The following is a 17,086-nucleotide window of genomic DNA, read 5'->3' as shown; positions in this document are numbered from 1 at the left end:
GAATGATGCTGCATCCGTCGCCAATTCAGTTGATACCTCTTCAGGCATGGGCAGGTCCGGATACGGCACCTGGGTGGGTACCTGGCTGCCTCTCCCGTGTCTCCGACTGTGCATGGTCGTCATCGAGGGGTTGGGTGAGCGCCTGACCGGCGAGCGACTCTGCGTAGATCGCAGCGCGGAGTTGGTCGATTGTTGCCTTGAACTTGCCCGTCTGCAAAGAAGGGGTTTCAAGGATGAAGGTGCCTAGGCGTTGGCCCTTGTCGACGCGCTTGAACCAGCTTTTGGACTTCGACACTAGAGCGATCGCTGACCGGCAGGCGTCCAGGTCGATGCCTGCGGCTGTCCAGGTGTTTATATCCAGAAGCTCGACACCTTGAGGTGTAACGGAATTGACAACGGCGTACGTGCGCAGGTTGTCGCTAAACGACTGCTTCGCGGCATCTGCGTCCTCGGCGACCTCGAGTGCCGCAGCGATGTAGCCGTTGAGGCCCGTCTCATCGAGTTGCGCGCAGACGGCTGATTCGATGCACGCGCCGTCGGGCCACTGCACCACCACTCCGCCGAGTGTTTGCACGTCAGACACTAACGCGTTCGCGTTTGAATCGTCGCTATCGATGAACAGCACGACTTCATATCCGACACTGAGGAACTCCTTCGCCCACTTGCATGAACCGGTTCCGCCGTTGCCCTCCAACGCCACGACCCCTAGGGCGGCCGAGGGGACGGCCTGTTCCAGGCGGTCGTCCCACTTCTGCAGGAGTCGAAGTACGACCCCGTACTCGGTCTTGCCTTCATTGATCACGATCCGCCGTGACAGAAACGCTTCAGGGCTGGTCTTGAGCAACGGCCGCAAACTGGGGGGATCGCCAAGTGATCGAACGTAAGTGGTCCCAGCCGCTGTCGCGCGAACCATCGCCAGGTCGTCCGGTTCGAGATGGCGCAACGCGGTCGGCGAATGGGTGGTGATGAAGACCTGCGAAAACGCGTCTTTGTTTTTTAAATAAGAAAGTAGATGAACCAGGCGGTGTGGTTCTAGGCCGTATTCCACCTCGTCGACCAGCAGAGTGGCGGAGCCTCCGTTGGCGAGTTGTTGGGTCGCAGCACCCGTTAGCCGGCGGGTACCCAGTCCGAAATTGGTGAGTGGTACGTCCCCCTCGAACAGAGCAAGGTTGCCACGCGTATTGGACAGCGATACATCAAGTCCAGGCTTCAAATCATCGAACCTGGCGGTCCCGATGGTGTGCACTGCTTCCTGTACCTCACGTGCAAGAACTTTAAGGTCATCTGTGACGGCAGCCGAGGCTGCGTCCCGCGCAGCCCGGTTTGCAGCAGTCAAGGTCGCCTTGGTGTTGCCGCGCTTAGAAGTGAGCTTCCCCAGCGACGATGACGACGACCAACGAAGGTGCGCGTCGATACGGTCGTCGATGCGGTACGCAGTTATCCGAGCGCGTTGCGCCGAGCGCACCGGATGCGGATCATCCTCTTGGACGTCTGGCCCGCCCAATGGCGGACGGTAGGACTGCCACACTGGCTCAAGATCAGCCTCGACGAGCAGTTCCACGATCACGCACCGTTCGGACTCGCTGGTCGGGTCGTGCGACCACTCACCCGCGTCGTCGATCCCAGAGAGGAAGGTGCCAAAAGTGTCCATCGTGATGAGCTGGTCTGGCAGATCGGCCACCGCCACCCGGATCCGAATGGGCTCATCGACCTTCGCGCCGTAGAAGTCCGTGTCGACGAACGTCATACCCGCCCGGTCGTGAAGTGTTCGCTCGATAGCCGTCAGGAGCGTCGTCTTGGTTGAGTCGCCGGGGCCAATGAGAGCGAGGAAACTACGCTCTTTAGGTAGTCGCCACGACGCAAACTTGATACCGCGGAAATTTTGAATATCGACGCGTCGAATTCTCATGCGCGACCCCTCCACCCCTTGGACCGAGTCCAAACTAATCGCTTCGGCAAACGGGTTGCGCTATATAGAAGCAAGACACGCCGCATGAGACGGGAAACGATACGGCTCGACCGGCGGTTTTGAGACGGGATGGGGCGCCCCGATAAAGTCTCGCATCTCTAGAAATGAGACAGCGGGCGTTGCGGATGGTAGGTGAATCCACGTCAAACTAGACGAGTGAGTTTTCAAGACGATCCGGTCGAATACGAGCGCCGACTAAAGGCGAAACTGCAGTCAGACATCCATTCGCAGCACCTTGGGCGTTCGCCGGTTTGTACCAAGTCACTCATGCGATGATCCAGCACTCGGTGCTGGACAAAGTTCGAGAGTTCTACTGCCCCGAACTGCGTTCTGGGGTGACGGTCGCGACTCAAGAACAGCAGCGGTACGAGCAGCAAGTGTTGTCGCTGGCGCCAAAGAGGAAGTTTCGAGCGTCACTGCTCTGGCTTGTTCAAAGCGACGCCATCACAAAAATCAGGCCGACCGCCTTGACCACATCTACGCGCACCGACACTCGCTCACCCACGAACTCGTCAAGTACCTGATCGATCCGGACCTCGATCCTGGGGTCGAGTTGTTTGTCGGCGCGATAGCCACGCTGAAGCGCTGCATCGCTTTTGGATCAACATAGAACTCAGCGTGGGGGATCTTCCTCGCGATGGGTCGCACGTCGAAGGGTTGCGTCCAGCAGAGTGGTGTACGAGTCGGACCTGATCAGCGGTACCGGCGTGTCGTAGCCGAGTGATTGAAGGTCATCGCGTGATTCTTCGAGGGACCGACCAAAGTCACTCGAGCAAAGAAGGAACACACGCGATGACCACTGCCCACAATATCGACCTGCCCACCGTGCTGGCCGAACGACTCACCACCACCCACCCCGACGTCCTGCGCGAGCTGCTCGCCACGTTCATCCACACCCTGATGGGCGCCGAAGCCGACGCCCTGTGCGGCGCCGGATACGGCGAACGCAGCACCGACCGCACGAACTCCCGCAACGGATACCGGCACCGCCAATTCGACACCCGCACAGGCACAATGGACCTCGCGATCCCCAAGCTGCGGCAGGGTTCCTACTTCCCGGAGTGGCTGCTGGAACGCCGCAAGCGCGCCGAGCGGGCCCTGACCACGGTCGTGGCGACCTGCTACCTGCTCGGGGTGTCCACCCGGCGAATGGACAAGCTCGTCGAAACCCTCGGCATCACCAGCCTGTCGAAGTCGCAGGTCTCGGTGATGGCCAAGGAACTCGACACCGCGGTCGAGGCGTTCCGCACCCGACCACTGGACGCCGGCCCGTACACGTTCGTCGCCGCCGACGCCCTGGTCCTGAAGGTCCGCGAAGGCGGCCGCGTCGTCAACGTGCACGCGCTGATCGCCGTCGGGGTCAACAACGAGGGCCACCGCGAAATATTGGGCATCGACGTCAGCACCGCCGAAGACGGCGCCGGCTGGCTCACGTTCTGGCGATCGCTGACCGCTCGCGGCCTCTCCGGGGTCAAGCTGGTCACCTCCGACGCTCACGCCGGGCTGGTGGCCGCGATCGGCGCCACCCTGCCCGGAGCTGCCTGGCAGCGCTGCCGAACCCATTACACGACCAACCTGATGGCGCTGACCCCGAAGTCGTCGTGGCCGTGGGTGCGTACCTTGCTGCACTCGGTGTTCGACCAACCCGACACTGAATCGGTTGCCGCACAATATGATCGGATCATCGACGCGCTGTCCGACAAGCTCCCGAAAGTCGCCGACCACCTCGAAGCTGCCCGCCCGGACCTGCTCGCATTCACCGCGTTCCCCAAGGCGATCTGGCGCCAAATCTGGTCGAACAACCCCCAGGAGCGACTCAACAAGGAAATCCGCCGGCGCACCGACGTCGTGGGCATCTTCCCCGACCGCAACGCGCTGATCCGCCTCGTCGGCGCCGTGCTGGCCGAACAACACGACGAATGGGCCGAGTCCCGTCGCTACCTCGGCCTGGACGTCCTGAGCAAATCCCGAGCCGCCCAGAACTCACCGACCGAACAGGAGGACGTGCCAGCGGCCCTGACCGCCTGAACCATCACCTCGAAGAATCACACGACGACGTCGTACACCACGTCCCGGGACTTGACCCGTCGAAGTCGACGATATCGATGCCGAGGAAGCCATTCCTGCGTCGTTGATGGCGTTGCAGCAGTGCATAGACGCCTACCTCGACGGTCTTCCATCGACCGGCCCAGCCGACTCCACAACGCAAGATCACCACCCCGAATGACGCTCGCGATCCTCGCGCGCATACACCGCTGGTTGAGGCTGCGAGCTTCTGTTTGCAGAGGCGCCGTGACGCTCCTCCTGGCAGATCCCGGCGTGGACCCATCCCCCGCGCGAACCGGCGGCCGGGCTGTCCGTAGCCCGTGTAAGTGATCTGTTGTCGAGCAGCTCCGCGGCTCTCACTTCTTTTCGTCCGTCGAAAAGAGACTTCGAGTACCGGCGCAGGGGTCGTATTCATTCGGGGTGAATACGCCTTCACGCTGGTCGGCATGTAGCGCCGGGTATTGCTCTGTTCGCTTTTCACCTCTCCTGGACCAGCACGTGAGGTGCGTCCTTAATGCCTCCTGGGTTGGTCTGACCGGGTCGCGGGTTTGTTGCTTTGGTGGGCCACCAGCTGGCTTCGCGTAGGAGTGTGGCGATGGCGGGCACGGTGAGGGTGCGCACGAGGAAGGTGTCGAGCAGCAGCCCGAAGCCGATGATGAGGCCGGCTTGGATCATGATGGCGACTGAGCCGACCATGAGGCCGAACATGCTGGCGGCGAATATGAGGCCAGCGGAGGTGATGACGGCTCCGGTGTTTGCCACGGTGCGCAGGACGCCGACGCGGATGTTGGTTCCGGATTCTTCGCGGAGCCGTGAGACGAGCAGCATGTTGTAGTCGGCGCCGACGGCGACGAGGATGATGAACGCCAGCAGCGGTACGGGCCAGGCGATTTCGTGGCCCAGTCCCCATTGGAAGACTACGACGCCGATGCCGAGTGATGCGAGGTAGTTGAGCACGACGGTGCCTAGTAGGTAGAGCGGTGCTAGGAGTGCGCGCAGTAGTAGGACCAGGATGACGCCGACGATGATGATGGTGGCGATGGCTAGTTGTGCGAAGTCGGCCCAGAGGAGTCGTTGGATATCGGAGTTGACGGCGGGGAAGCCGGCTACGGACACGGTGGCGTCGGCGAGTGACGTGTTGGGTCGTGCGGTGTTGGCGGTGTCGGTGATGCGGCTGGCGAGGTCCATGGCTTCAACGCTGTATGGGTCGTGGCTGCTTTCGATCATGAACCGCGCTGTTTTGCCGTCCGGTGAGAGGAATTGTTCGGCGACGTCGGTGAATTGCCGGTTCTCGAATGCGTTGGCGGGCAGGTAGAAACCGCTCGAGGAGTCGGAGTCGGCCGCTGCGCGCGAGGAGTTCTGTAGTTGGGTGGCGATCTGGCTCATGCCGGACAGCATTTCGATGTTGCTGTCGGCGAGGGTGCGGACGCCGGTGGCGAGTGCTTGGGCGCCGGAGGCCAGCTGTCCGATTCCGTCCTGCAATCGGCGGAGATTTGTGGTCAGGTCGGCGGGGTCACCCAGGGCTCCGAATGCCTTGTCCAGTGAGGCGACTGCGTTCTGGACGTTGGCGAGGGTGCCACCAACGGTGGCATTGGTGGCGGGATCGTAGCGGTCCCCGAGGTCGGCGATTTGGTTGAAGAATCCGTTGTCGCGCAGAGTGACCAGGATCTGGACCTGGTTGCGGATTTGGGCGCATTGTGGGGTGGTGGCGCACCAGGGTGAGGTGTTGAGGGCGCCGACGAGTGGGTCGAGTTGAGTGATTGCGTTTTGGGCTTGGTTGGCCAGCGGTCGTAGTCCTGGGCCGGATTGGATGGCTTGGTCGACGGCGGGGGCAGTGGCGGAAAGTTGTTGCAGCAGCGGCCGGAATTGGTTGACCTGAGTTCCTGCGGATTGGGCTTGGGTGAGGATTCCGGCTAGTGGTGTGAAGGCGGTGCGCACGGTGCTGTCGAGTTGGGCGAGGCCGTCGGCGAGCTGGTCGGCGCCGTCGGTGAGTTTGGTGAGGTCGTCCTTGCGGGAGTTGCCCTCGGCGACGGCGCCGGCCATTTTGTCGCCGATCTGGCCGTTCTGCCAGGCCAGTTCTGCTTGGTCGAGGCGCTCTCCGGTGGGGCGGGTGACTCCGGAAACCTTGGTGACGCCGGGGATCTGGGAGACGCGGGAGGCCATCTCGTCAAGATCGGCCAGTCCTTTGCCGGTCCGCATGTCGGTCGGATTTTCCACGACGAGGAATTCGCTGATGACGACGTCTTTGCGGAAGCGGCGGTCCAGCAGGTGGTAGCCCAGGTTGCTGGCCGTGGTGTCTGGTTGGCCCTTGCGGTCGTCGTAGCTGATTTTGATGGTTGCTGCCGCTGCCGACAGGGCGAGCAAGATGACCAGGCTGACGATGAGTAGTGGCACGGGACGGCGGACCACGGCGACGGCGACGCTGTTCCAGTAGCGGCGGGTGCGATCGGGTTTGGGTTCACCGATGCCGCGTTTGGCGGCTAGCGACAGCACCGGTGGCAGCAGGGTTACGGTGGCCAGAAATCCGAACAGTACGGCGATGGCACACGCGGGGCCAAGGGCGGCGAAGACGCTGAGCCGCGCGAAGACCATGGCCAGGAACGCGAGTGCGACGGTGGCGGCGGAGGCGAGGATGACGCGCCCGATGCTGGCGGTGGCGTGGATGACGGCCTGATCGGCGGGTACTTGGGCGCGGCGCTGTTCGTGGTATCGGCTGATCAGAAATACGGTGTAGTCGGTTCCCGCGCCGAGCAGGATCGCAGTCATGAAGGCGACGGTGAACTGGGAGACGGGCATGCCCATCTCGCCGAGGGCGGACAGCACGCCGCGCCCGACTGCCAGGCTCAACCCGATTACTAGCAGCGGTAACAGCGCGGTGAACACCGACCGGTAGACGATCAGCAGGATCAGGGCGATCACGCCCGCGGTAGCGATTGAGATCAGCAGCAGGTCGTGCTCGGCGGATGCGATCATGTCGCTGAAGGTTGCCGGTGGTCCCGTCACTTGCACAGTCGTGGTCGAGCCGGTGAAGACCTCGGCGGCGATGTTGCGCACCGCGTTTACCGATTCGGCGGCCGTGGGGTCTCCGAGGGTGCCGGTGACACCTACGGGCAGGTACCAAGCTTTGCGGTCGGCGCTGACTGCCTGGGCTTCGGTAATCGGATCGGACAGTAGGTCCTGCACCAGCAGGACGTGGTTGCCTTCGCCCTGCAACCGGCGCACGAGTTCGCCGTAGCGCTGCCGTGCAGTCGGAGTCAAGCCATTGGGGTCTTCCATGGCGACGAACACCATGGTTTTTGAGCCTTCTTCGCCGAAAGCGGCGCTCATGCGGTCAACCGTCTGCAAGGACGGCGCATCGCGAGGGATGAGGTCCACCGACTGTTGGCGCACCACGGTTTCTAGCTGGGGGAACAGCAACGCGAGGACGACCGCGGCGCCTAGCCATACCCCGATGACCAGCGCTTTGTGTCGGAGGGTGAATCGGGCTAGCGCTGCCAACCGTTCGCTGTACTCGCGGGTTTCGGCCGGGTTGGGGGATCCGTTGTCCCGCTGGCCACGGCGCGTGGCCTGGCCTGGGGAATCTGCAGTGCCGTCGGTCACTGGGCCTCCACTAGTAGCGAATCGTAGCGATACTATCGGTATCGCTACGCTACCGCATGTAGTGCAAGTGGTGGCGGGGCCGTCGTCGCCAGGCCGCGCAAAGCGCGCGGCTGGCGAAGGGGCCGGCGACCGCTATCGAGTCGGGACCGGGCCGACGGTCGCAGTGGGCAGAGGAATGATCGAACACTCAGTGGGTTTCTGGAAGCCAGGGCTGACGCTGTAAGTCGACGACACTGGCCTTGGATGCCGTTCAGGGTCTTGCTGTTGCTGTTCTCGGACGTTGGTCGTCGGGCGCACGCACGGCCACATCGCGTAGCGGGGCCGCTAGCTCTAGGTTTGCGCTTCGGTTGTGGCCGACTGGCCCGTGTTCTGCAGCAGCACGTAATTGCCTAGGCTGCCCAGGAAACCTGCGCAGTGCTGAACGAGTTCATCTGTGGTGAATTCCAGTTCTCCGTCGAGTCGGCGGCGCAAGACTTCGAATAGCCCTCCCACGCCCAAGGTCGAAGCCAAATGGGCAACCCCCACGGCAGAGTCGGCGATGTCGAGGTGAAGTCTGGCTTCGCGCAAGACAAGGTCGGTGAAACCTGCCATTAGTTCGCTGCGTAGCTCTCGGAGCAGCGGCTCGGTTGCAGATTCCACGAACAGGATCCGACCCAGCCGCGGGTCGTTGTCGATCATGCCGACCAGCCTGCGGATTGGCGCGTACGCCAATACCTCCGGTGGCTCGCCGGCATCGGGGATCGCGTCGACTATCACCTCCTGGAAGGTGGCATAGAGCTGCTGGTAGACAGCCCGCAGGAGTGCGTCTCGGTCGGAGAAGTGCTGGTAGAAGTACCGTGACGTGACACCCGATTCAGCGCAGACGGCAGTCACAGTGGCGGCGGCAACGCCGCGCGTGCCGATCAACTCCGTTGCGGCCTCGATGAGACGGGTGCGCCGGTTCCGGTGACGCTCCTCGGCGGACATTCCGCTATACACCCGCGCCGAAACCACGTGGATAGCTTGCCATCTAATTCTGACAAGGCTTAGAGTCAGATTGACCGCGCGTCCTTGGCGAATGGGAGAACAACATGAGCGACGATTCGTCCACACGGCCCACCGCACGGGTCGTCCCGAAGCCCCGCCGTGTTCGATTCGATATGCCTGCTGGGACCAGTCGGCAGCACTTCGTTGATGGCGACTTGGTGATGAGCCACTTTGTGTCCACCTTGTCGGCCACGTTCCCCGAAGGCGAAGACTTCTTTATCCGGTCAGTCCGCGAGTACCGGGACCACATCAGCGACGCTGACCTCAAGGAGGCGGTCAAGGGGTTTATCGCACAAGAGGCCACCCACCGACACCAGCATCGGCTGCTCAACGATCGGCTTCAAGCAATGGGCTATCCCACCGAGGGGATCGATCGGCATGTCAAGAAGCTGGTTGGCCGACTTGAGAAGCGTTTTTCTCCCAAGATGCGCCTGGCTGTGACGGCCGCCCTCGAGCACTACACGGCGACATTCGCCGAGATCATTCTCACCAGCGACGAAGCTCAAGAACTGATCGGCGACACCGAAGTGCGGCCTATTCTGCTCTGGCACGCACTGGAAGAATGCGAGCATAAGGCCGTTGCTTTCGATGTCTACGAGACGGTCGGTGGAAGCGAACGCACCAGGGTCTGGGGGATGCGGATCGCCAGCCTCCTCTTGTTCAGCGAGTTGGTCATCCAGACCACCCGCTCTCTGGCTGGTGACCGTTCCGCCTACAACCCGGTGCGCTTGCTGCGCAGCCTTCGAGCCTTCCGTCATAACCCGCTATTCAGCCCAGCAGCAATTGCGCGCTTTCGCTCCTACACCCGCGCCGGATTTCATCCCGACGACTGGGACAGCGCAGAAATCCTCGAACGCTGGACCAAGGAACTCTTCGACGCCGATGGTGGCCAGCAAGTGCGTAGTGGCGTCTAGCTCGACCAGAGCCCGGCACAGTTCAAAGTCGGCCTTAACCGAAGAACACTTCATGGGCTCCGCTTCGCGCGCTGTGAAGTCAAGATCGGTTCTGACTACTGGCCGATCGATGGTGCTCGACCAACGTCGCGACCTACAGGAGGTTCCGGCCGAGGAACTCGGTGACGGCGCAGCCGAAGGCGTCGTTGTCGTCGCCGGCGATCATGTGTCCGGTGCCGGATACGTCGACGGTCTCGGCGTGGGGAACCAGTTGCTTGAACTCGTCGACGGTGGCTTGGGAGACCACGTCGGACAAGAGGCCCCTTACGAGAAGTGTTGGGGCATTGACCCGTCGGGCTCCGTCGATCAGCAGGTGGCTGATTGCGTCGAATTGCTCCGTTCCCGTGGTCGATTCGTCGCGGAGAAAGTCGAAGTTGGAGTGAATGAATGCCGGGTCCCACCGCCAGATCCAGCGGCCGTCGTGACGCTGCCGTAGCACCTTGCGCAGGCCGTCGACGTTGGCCGGGCGCGAGCGATGGGGGTTGTACGCGGCGATCACCTCTGCGGCGTCAGAGAGGGTGCTAAAGCCATCGGGATGTGCGGCCATGAACGTCACCACGCGACGGGCGCCCTGGAATTCAAGTCGCGGGGTGACGTCGACCAGGACGACCGCCGCCCACGACGCCCCGGATGTCAACAGATGCGTGCCGAGCACGGTCATGCCCCCAAGGGATGCACCTACGACCGCAGGGGCGGTATAGGCGCTGAAGTGCTCGCGCACGGCGAGAAGATCGGTCGCGAGTCGCTCGATGTCGTACCTGCCGGCTGGGTCCCAGTCGCTGTCGCCGTGACCGCGGGTGTCGTAGGCGACGACTGTGTATCCGCATGCGTGGAGGCGACGCGCTGAAGTGCTCCACGCGTGCCGGTTCTGGCCGCCGCCGTGCAGGAGCAGCACGACGGGACGGGCGTCATCGTGGCCGTAGCAGTCCGCAGCCAGGGCGATCCCGTCCTGGGTTCGGACCCGATGCTGCACGGCGGAGGTCATGACACCTTCCTGGCGAGATCGTCGTCCGCCCGAAGCGTGGGCCCGGCAGCAAGCGCCTTCATAGTGCGTTGCCCGCGGCGTTCACGATCGTGACCGTGCCCTGGGCTACGCAGACGGCTTTGTCGCCGTTGCTAATGTCGATGCGCGCCACTCCACTGCGCTTGCCCAGCGACACGATGTCGGTGACGGCGACACACACACCGGTGGACACGGGTCGCAGCAGGTTTAGCTTGAATTCGGTGGTGGCGACCCATGATCCGGCCGGAATGACGGGGTAGAACACGACTCCGAGACAGTGGTCGACCATCGCCGATAGACATCCGCCGTGCAGGGTGCCGAAGGGTGTGAGCAGTTCGGCACGGGTTTCCATCTCTGCCACCAGCCGACCGGCGGCGAGTTCGGTGTGCCGAAAGCTCAGAAACCTCGACAGTCCACCTGCTGTGTTCGGCGATCTGAGCAGCTGGTCGGCGATCTGCTCATCGAAGTGCGCGAATGTCACTGCCACCACCATGCCCCTTTCTCCTGTCCGGTCATGGGTCGATCACCGTTCGAGCCCGCGAATCGTTTGAGCATGTCGCCGAATGCGCCGAGGTCGCCGTGCGCGGCGGAGTGCTCGATATCGACGGCGATGAAGAACCTGGCCGCGCGGTGATGCACACGACGCGTCGTCGAGGAGGGGCACGGGCTAGACCGGTGTGGTCCAAGTGATGGGCAGCGATGTGTAGCCGCGGATCGGTCCGGACCGCAGCCGCCGCGCCGATTCAAGATCGACCTCCCAGTCGGGCACCTTGTCCAACAGAGCATCCAGAGCGATGCGGGCCTCCATCCGCGCCAGTGCCGCGCCCAGACAGAAGTGGATGCCGCGACCGAAGGCGACCTGGTGCTCACTGGTGCGCTCGATGTCGAACACGTCAGGATCGGGGAAGGCGCGCTCGTCGCGGTTGGCCGACCCGAACAGCAGCAGCACCTTCTCACCTTGACGCATGGTCGTGTCGTGCAGTGTGACGTCGCGGGTCAGGGTTCGTGAAAGTCCCTGTGCCGGTGAGTCGTAGCGCAGCAACTCCTCAACTGCCGGCCCCAATAGTGTTCGATCGGCGGCCAGGCGTCGGCGGGTCTGCCGATGCTGGGCCAGCACGACCGCGGAGTTCCCCAGCAGATTGGTGGTGGTCTCGTAGCCCGCGACGAGCAGCAGCGCGCAGAAGCCGAGGACTTCCTCGTCGGTCAGTCTGATCCCGTCGACTGTGGCGTTCGCCAACGCCGACATCATGTCCTCGCGGGGGGTTTGGCGGCGGTCGGCGAGGAAGTCGGTGAAGTAGGCGTAGATCGAGGTGGCGGCGGTCAGTGCGTCGGTGGTTTGTCCGTGGTTGACGTCGACCTGGACCAGTTGGCTCGACCACAATCGGAACTGATCACGATCGGTGGCGGGAATGCCCAGTAGATCGGCGATCACCGCGGCGGGCAGGATCGCGGCGAAGTCGGTCACGAAGTCCGCCGAACCAGAGCCCTCGTCGAGGCGCTCGAACAACTCCGCGGCCATCTGTGTGATGGCGCCCTGCAGCCCGGCCACCCGCCGGGGAGTGAACGCCCGGCTCACCAGGGCACGCAACTGGTCGTGGCGCGGAGGGTCCATCACGATCATCATCGGCAGGAACGAGCCGATGAAGTCCGATCCCGGTGGGGTGGGGAAGATGCCGTCCACCGAGGAGTACGTGCCGTGATCCAGTGCTGCGGCCTGGACGTCGGCGTGCCGGCTCAACACCCAGGTATGGGATTCCTCGGCGCGGTACACCGGAGCCGTGTCACGCAACGACCGATACGTCGGATAGGGGTCGTTGAGAATCGAGGCGTCGAACGGGTCGTAACGAATTTGCACCGAGACCACCAAGACCTCCGACCACCAAAGTAACGACGGTTTAGACTCGCAGTCTAAACCGGCCGAACGGGACAGGGGGGCAATGCGCAAGATTCCACGTCAGATCTCTGACCGGCTTCCCGCCGCGGCGGACTTGTTCGCCGAGAAGGGGCTCAACGACTCCAAGATCGAAGACGTCGCCGCGGTGACCGGTGTGCCGAAAGCGACGCTGTACTACTACTTCGCCGGTAAAGAGGACATCCTTGCTTTCCTGCTCGAAGACCTCCTCAAGGACATCTTCGATGCTGTGACCGCGATCGTGCACACCGGCGGCACCGGTGCCGAACGCCTCGAACTCGTGATCCGCGCACAACTGCGGGCAATGGCGCAGCGGCCAGCGGTATGCCGTGCACTCATCGGCGAATTGGGACGAGCGGCCCGCATGCCGGCTATCGCCGAGATGATCAATACCGCCTACCAACAACCCGTCGAAACCCTGCTCATCGAAGGGGCCCGCGACGGATCCCTCGTCGCTCAGCCCGATGCGCGATCGACGTCGATTGCGCTGTTCGGCGCGGTCACCATCAATGCACTCATGTACCTGGTCACCGATAACCACCTCGACGAGACGGTGGTCGCCAGCACCCTCAGCGCCGTCATGTTCGACGGGCTGCGCCCGCGCACAGGAGACCAGTCATGAGCACCTACGGCCTGTCGGTTCTCGGCGCGGATCTGAAGTCACTGGCCCAGACCGCCCAGGCCGCTGATGCGGCCGGGTTCGACGCCGTATGGGCCTCGGAGTTCTATTCTCGGTCCGGATCGATCTCCATGGCCGCGATGGCCAACAGCACCCAGAACTGTCGGATCGGTTCCTCCATTCTCTACGGCGTCGGCCGAAGCCCCCTGGTGCTGGCCACCGAGGCGCGCGACCTCGACGAACTCTCCAACGGACGACTGGTACTCGGCATCGGCAACGGCACCAAACGGATGATGGGCGACTGGCACGGCGTGCCCGACACCTCCGCACCCGCCCTGCGGATGGAAGAACTCGTGATGCTGCTGCGCCGGATATGGAACCTGCATGAAGGCCCGATCCATCACGAGGGCCGTTTCTACAGAATGAATCTCACCCCGACCGGCGACGTGGGACCCTCCAGCAGGCCGATCCCGATCGTCACTGCCGGTGTCCGGCCCCGGATGTGCGAGGCGGCCGGGCGGGTGGCCGACGGCCTAGCCGGACATCCGCTGTTCACAACCACCTACGTCGAAGAGGTCGTCCGGCCCGCTATCGCCAGGGGCGCCGCGCACACCGGCCGCGACCCCAATGACGTGGAAATCATTTCCATGGTGATGTGCGCCATCCACGACGACGCCGAGGTCGCCAGGCGCGAACTGGCGCAGCAGATTGCGTTCTACTCCTCGGTCAAATCCTACGAGACGGTACTCGATGTGAACGGCTTCGCCAGCGAAGGCCGAGCCATCCGGCAAGCATTCGCCCAGCGCGATTTCCCGGCGATGTTCGCCGCTGTGTCCGAGGAGATGATCGACGCCATGGGTGTCGCCGGGACGGCGCACGAGGTCCGTGAACAATTGAGACGGTACAACGGCGTCCTCGACCACATCATGCTGTATTCACCATCGGTCGGCATCACTGCCGAACGCGTGCAACAAAACCTCGACAGCATCATCCGGGAATGCTCGCCCGCCTCGATGTCGCCAGGGCGGTCCTGTCCACGTTCAACCTGATCCACGTATTGCCGCCCAAGTCGACCCGTCGCAGTGTCCGCGGCCGGATTAGTGGGTCTGCCGCGCCGACCCCGCCGATGATTGCCTGACGCTGTTGACGATGTTGGCGTCGTCGGTGTCGGGGAGGTCATGGCGGACCACGCGTACCCGTCCTTGAGGTAGACAGGCCATGTAGCCGTGGCGCATGCCATAGAGCTCCCACGCTGTCTGTTCAGCGTCGGGATCGACATCGATGCGATGTCCGCGCGAGAAGCTCAGGTGTAGCCCTCCATCGTCGCTGGACCAGGCCTGGGTGCACAGTGCGCCGGCGAGGTTCAGCAGCGGGCGTTCGTGGGTCGCGATCCTGAGGGGGTCAATACGCACCGCCTCGATGGGGTAGGTGCCGACGGCAGGAAGCGTCAATAGTAGGGGGCAGGAGATGACGATTTCGTTGTAATCATCGAAATCCAGAACCAGGCCGCCGTGCAGCGAGAGGCGTTGTACGACAAGGTTTTCGATCCATTGGGTGTACATGGCAGTCTCTTTTCGACGCATCGTTGAGCCGTATCCCCAAAGAGTACGCCAAGTATCGCTGCGATACCAGCAGTATCGTTACCGGTAGACGGCTGGCCTAGCAGCGCTGGTCACGACGCGCCTGGTGGCTCGGTCAATGCGGTCGCGGGTGTCGGCGGCTGTCGCGCGGTGGCCGCTGAAGGCCACGAGGTTGGCCAGCCAGATGTCGGAGATGATCCCAGCCACGTGCAGATCGGTAGGAGTGGGCTCGCCGCCCCTGAGCGTGCGGGCCAGCAGGATCTGGATCTCATCGGCCGCGCGGTCGAGTTCCGCGGCGGCGCGGGTATCTGCGACTGCGAAGGCCCGTGTCATGGCCGTCGTCAGCCATGGGTCGCGCTGCCAGCGGTCATGCAGATGTGCGGTGAGCCGTTCGAGCCGTTCCAGCGGTGTGCCCTCACCACTCGCCCAGTCCCCGGCCGAGTCGAGTCGACGGAACTCGCGCGTCAGCGCTGCCACCAGCAAGTGGGTTTTCGCCGGGAAATAGCGGTAAAGCGTGCCGACGGCGATGCCGACCCGCTCGGCAACTGTCCGCATCTGAACCGCCTCGTAACCACCCGCCGCGGCCACGACCAAAGCTGCATCAAGAATGGTCTCCCGGCGCCGTGCGGACGCGCGTGAACGCGACGCGTTAGCGGCTCGCTTCTCTGCAGCGACCGAGTTCGCTTCCGAAGGCGGGGTTTTCCCGTGGCTGCGCGCCTGAGGGACAGTCATGACGGCTCCGGGTCGAGGCCGCCGCGGCGCGAGAACTGCTCCAGAAGATCGCCGAAAGCGCTGACATCGCCGTGTGCGGCGAAGTGCTCAGGGCTGACGACAATGAACACTGCACTGGCGGTGAAGCGGGCGATCCCACCCTCACCCGTGCCTGTCGCCGTGACATGCAGCGCCCGCCCTTCACGAGAGACGATGTGGGCAGTAATCCGGTGGGTCTGATGCAGCGGCACCGGCCGCAAATATTCGACCGTCAGGGTGCGGGTCACCGCCGGGGTTCCGGCGATCCACAACGTGAAGCCCAGGACGTCATCACATGCCGCGGCCACTGCCCCGCCATGGGCCAGGCCCGGGGCCCCGATATGGCGCTCATCGAACGTCACATCGGTGTACACCGCGTCGCCGCTACGATGCACCACCAACCGCAGTCCGTGGGGGTTGTCCGGGCCGCAACCCATGCATGTCGTGGTGTGCGAGGGCAGCCGCTCGGGCGGCAACAGGCTTTCGGGCACCGTCACCCTCCAATACGATCGGTTTCGCTGCGCTACCGTTAGTACCACACTGCTAGACTGCCGTGACAGCATCGCGTGAAGATCGACCGCCGAGGTGAACGAGTGAGCGACAGTCAGGCAGTGCCCGTCCCTGACGACGACGTGGACCCTCGGCTCATCCGGTCACGCACCCGGCTGCTGGATGCTGCGGCAACGCTACTGAGCACCGGTGGGGTGGAAGCGGTCACTATCGATGCCGTCACCAAAGCATCCAAAGTGGCCCGAACCACGCTGTACCGCCACTTCCACAGTTCGTCGCATTTACTGGCAGCCACGTTCGAACGCCTACTTCCACAAGTGACCACTCCGGCACCGACCAGCGGACCCCTCCGTGAGCAGCTGATCGAATTGCTCAGCCGCCAAGCCGCCCTTTTCAACGACGCACCGCTGCATGTCACGACACTCGCGTGGCTCTCATTGGGGCCCACCGGCTCCAATGCCCAAGCGGAAGACCGCCACACATCCGGGGCGCTACGGACCCGAGTTGTCGATCAATATCGTCAACCATTTGACGCCGTACTCACCAGCCCAAAAGCTCAAGCCGAACTCAACGACTTCGACCAGGAACTGGCGCTTTGCCAACTCGTCGGACCACTCGCCTTCGCCCGAATGACCGGGCTTCGCACTATCACTCACAATGACTGCGCGAACATCGTCGATGACTTTCTCGCCGCCCACCGCAACACCGACAGCGACGCCATAAAATCGAACATCGCCACCAAGAAGACGGGCCGCCCGGCGCGCTCAGCTCGCTAGGCACAACGAAATCACAATGTCGAGCCGGCTGGTCTTCGGGCCCTTTTCGCCTCTCGCAAATCGCGTCGGTGATGGCATCGAAGGACCATTCGTCGCCATCATCGGCGAGGCCGTACGCTGGTTTCCGTTCCACAGCGAGGTGCGGAGACTCGCAGCAGGGTAGTGAGCTACCCGAAGTGCAGGTCACCCGCGGTTCGGCGTCTCAGACGCTTGAGGGCGCGCAACTGCTTGAACCCGTTTCTCGATTGCTTGACTTGTGGCGAGGAGGATTGACAAAGAACAACTTTGACGAGAGCAGGCGAATCGTGGCCTCGGCGGCATGGAGTGGTTACGACATCGCTG

Annotated in this window: 15 protein-coding genes; 5 read left to right on the top strand and 10 right to left on the bottom strand. The window is 63.2% G+C overall.

Annotated features, from left to right (window positions below):
• Positions 1–40 precede the first annotated feature (40 nt).
• Positions 41–1,909 (bottom strand): ATP-dependent nuclease, encoded by a 1,869-nt coding sequence (locus ACZ50N_RS20265; protein ID WP_134055722.1) that lies wholly within the window; start codon positions 1,907–1,909, stop codon positions 41–43.
• Positions 1,910–2,761: 852 nt separating this feature from the next.
• On the opposite strand from ACZ50N_RS20265, the gene ACZ50N_RS20260 reads away from it, so the two are divergent.
• Entirely contained in the window at positions 2,762–3,997 is a 1,236-nt protein-coding gene (locus tag ACZ50N_RS20260) for an IS256 family transposase (RefSeq protein WP_464473616.1), read from the top strand.
• A 495-nt stretch (positions 3,998–4,492) separates the two neighbouring features.
• Here the strand turns inward: ACZ50N_RS20260 and ACZ50N_RS20255 are convergent, their stop codons facing one another.
• Positions 4,493–7,615, bottom strand: coding sequence for an MMPL/RND family transporter (locus tag ACZ50N_RS20255; protein ID WP_464473615.1), 3,123 nt, complete (start codon positions 7,613–7,615; stop codon positions 4,493–4,495).
• A gap of 330 nt (positions 7,616–7,945) precedes the next feature.
• Positions 7,946–8,581 (bottom strand): TetR/AcrR family transcriptional regulator, encoded by a 636-nt coding sequence (locus ACZ50N_RS20250; protein WP_011856886.1) that lies wholly within the window; start codon positions 8,579–8,581, stop codon positions 7,946–7,948.
• Positions 8,582–8,685: 104 nt separating this feature from the next.
• On the opposite strand from ACZ50N_RS20250, the gene ACZ50N_RS20245 reads away from it, so the two are divergent.
• A complete protein-coding gene (locus ACZ50N_RS20245; protein ID WP_011856885.1) occupies positions 8,686–9,555 on the top strand; it encodes a metal-dependent hydrolase in 870 nt (289 codons plus the stop codon).
• A 133-nt stretch (positions 9,556–9,688) separates the two neighbouring features.
• Here the strand turns inward: ACZ50N_RS20245 and ACZ50N_RS20240 are convergent, their stop codons facing one another.
• Genes ACZ50N_RS20240 through ACZ50N_RS20225 form a run of 4 tightly spaced genes read right to left on the bottom strand, consistent with a single transcriptional unit; the run spans position 9,689 to position 12,461 of the window.
• Positions 9,689–10,579: an alpha/beta fold hydrolase gene (locus tag ACZ50N_RS20240; RefSeq protein ID WP_011856884.1), complete on the bottom strand. Its 891-nt coding sequence runs from the start codon at positions 10,577–10,579 to the stop codon at positions 9,689–9,691.
• A 58-nt stretch (positions 10,580–10,637) separates the two neighbouring features.
• A complete protein-coding gene (locus tag ACZ50N_RS20235) occupies positions 10,638–11,090 on the bottom strand; it encodes a PaaI family thioesterase (RefSeq protein ID WP_011856883.1) in 453 nt (150 codons plus the stop codon).
• A complete protein-coding gene (locus tag ACZ50N_RS20230; RefSeq protein ID WP_156442342.1) occupies positions 11,075–11,236 on the bottom strand; it encodes a hypothetical protein in 162 nt (53 codons plus the stop codon). Before ACZ50N_RS20230 ends, ACZ50N_RS20235 begins: the two co-directional genes overlap by 16 nt.
• Positions 11,237–11,264: 28 nt before the next feature.
• Positions 11,265–12,461, bottom strand: coding sequence for a cytochrome P450 (locus tag ACZ50N_RS20225; RefSeq protein ID WP_011856882.1), 1,197 nt, complete (start codon positions 12,459–12,461; stop codon positions 11,265–11,267).
• A 73-nt stretch (positions 12,462–12,534) separates the two neighbouring features.
• Between ACZ50N_RS20225 and ACZ50N_RS20220 the strand changes: the two genes are divergently transcribed.
• Together ACZ50N_RS20220 and ACZ50N_RS20215 are read left to right on the top strand one after the other, a co-directional pair.
• On the top strand, positions 12,535–13,131 hold the full coding sequence (locus tag ACZ50N_RS20220) for a TetR/AcrR family transcriptional regulator (protein WP_011856881.1): 597 nt from the start codon (positions 12,535–12,537) through the stop codon (positions 13,129–13,131).
• Complete coding sequence (locus ACZ50N_RS20215; protein ID WP_011856880.1) at positions 13,128–14,177, top strand: LLM class flavin-dependent oxidoreductase; 1,050 nt, start codon at positions 13,128–13,130, stop codon at positions 14,175–14,177. Before ACZ50N_RS20220 ends, ACZ50N_RS20215 begins: the two co-directional genes overlap by 4 nt.
• 48 nt (positions 14,178–14,225) lie before the next feature.
• Here ACZ50N_RS20215 and ACZ50N_RS20210 read toward each other — a convergent pair whose 3' ends face one another.
• The 3 genes from ACZ50N_RS20210 to ACZ50N_RS20200 all read right to left on the bottom strand — a co-directional run bounded on the left by ACZ50N_RS20210 (position 14,226) and on the right by ACZ50N_RS20200 (position 15,949).
• The gene (locus tag ACZ50N_RS20210; RefSeq protein WP_024449209.1) at positions 14,226–14,690 is read right to left on the bottom strand and encodes a DUF6188 family protein; all 465 of its coding nucleotides are present in this window, start codon (positions 14,688–14,690) and stop codon (positions 14,226–14,228) included.
• Between the two features lie 78 nt (positions 14,691–14,768).
• The gene (locus ACZ50N_RS20205; protein WP_011856878.1) at positions 14,769–15,440 is read right to left on the bottom strand and encodes a TetR family transcriptional regulator; all 672 of its coding nucleotides are present in this window, start codon (positions 15,438–15,440) and stop codon (positions 14,769–14,771) included.
• Positions 15,437–15,949, bottom strand: coding sequence for a PaaI family thioesterase (locus ACZ50N_RS20200; protein WP_011856877.1), 513 nt, complete (start codon positions 15,947–15,949; stop codon positions 15,437–15,439). Before ACZ50N_RS20200 ends, ACZ50N_RS20205 begins: the two co-directional genes overlap by 4 nt.
• Positions 15,950–16,051: 102 nt before the next feature.
• On the opposite strand from ACZ50N_RS20200, the gene ACZ50N_RS20195 reads away from it, so the two are divergent.
• Positions 16,052–16,744 (top strand): TetR/AcrR family transcriptional regulator, encoded by a 693-nt coding sequence (locus ACZ50N_RS20195; RefSeq protein WP_011856876.1) that lies wholly within the window; start codon positions 16,052–16,054, stop codon positions 16,742–16,744.
• Positions 16,745–17,086 lie beyond the last annotated feature (342 nt).

It is taken from the genome of Mycolicibacterium obuense (assembly GCF_055397605.1).
The sequence above is the reverse complement of the archived record's forward strand: the minus strand, read 5'-3'. Positions and strand labels throughout refer to the sequence as shown.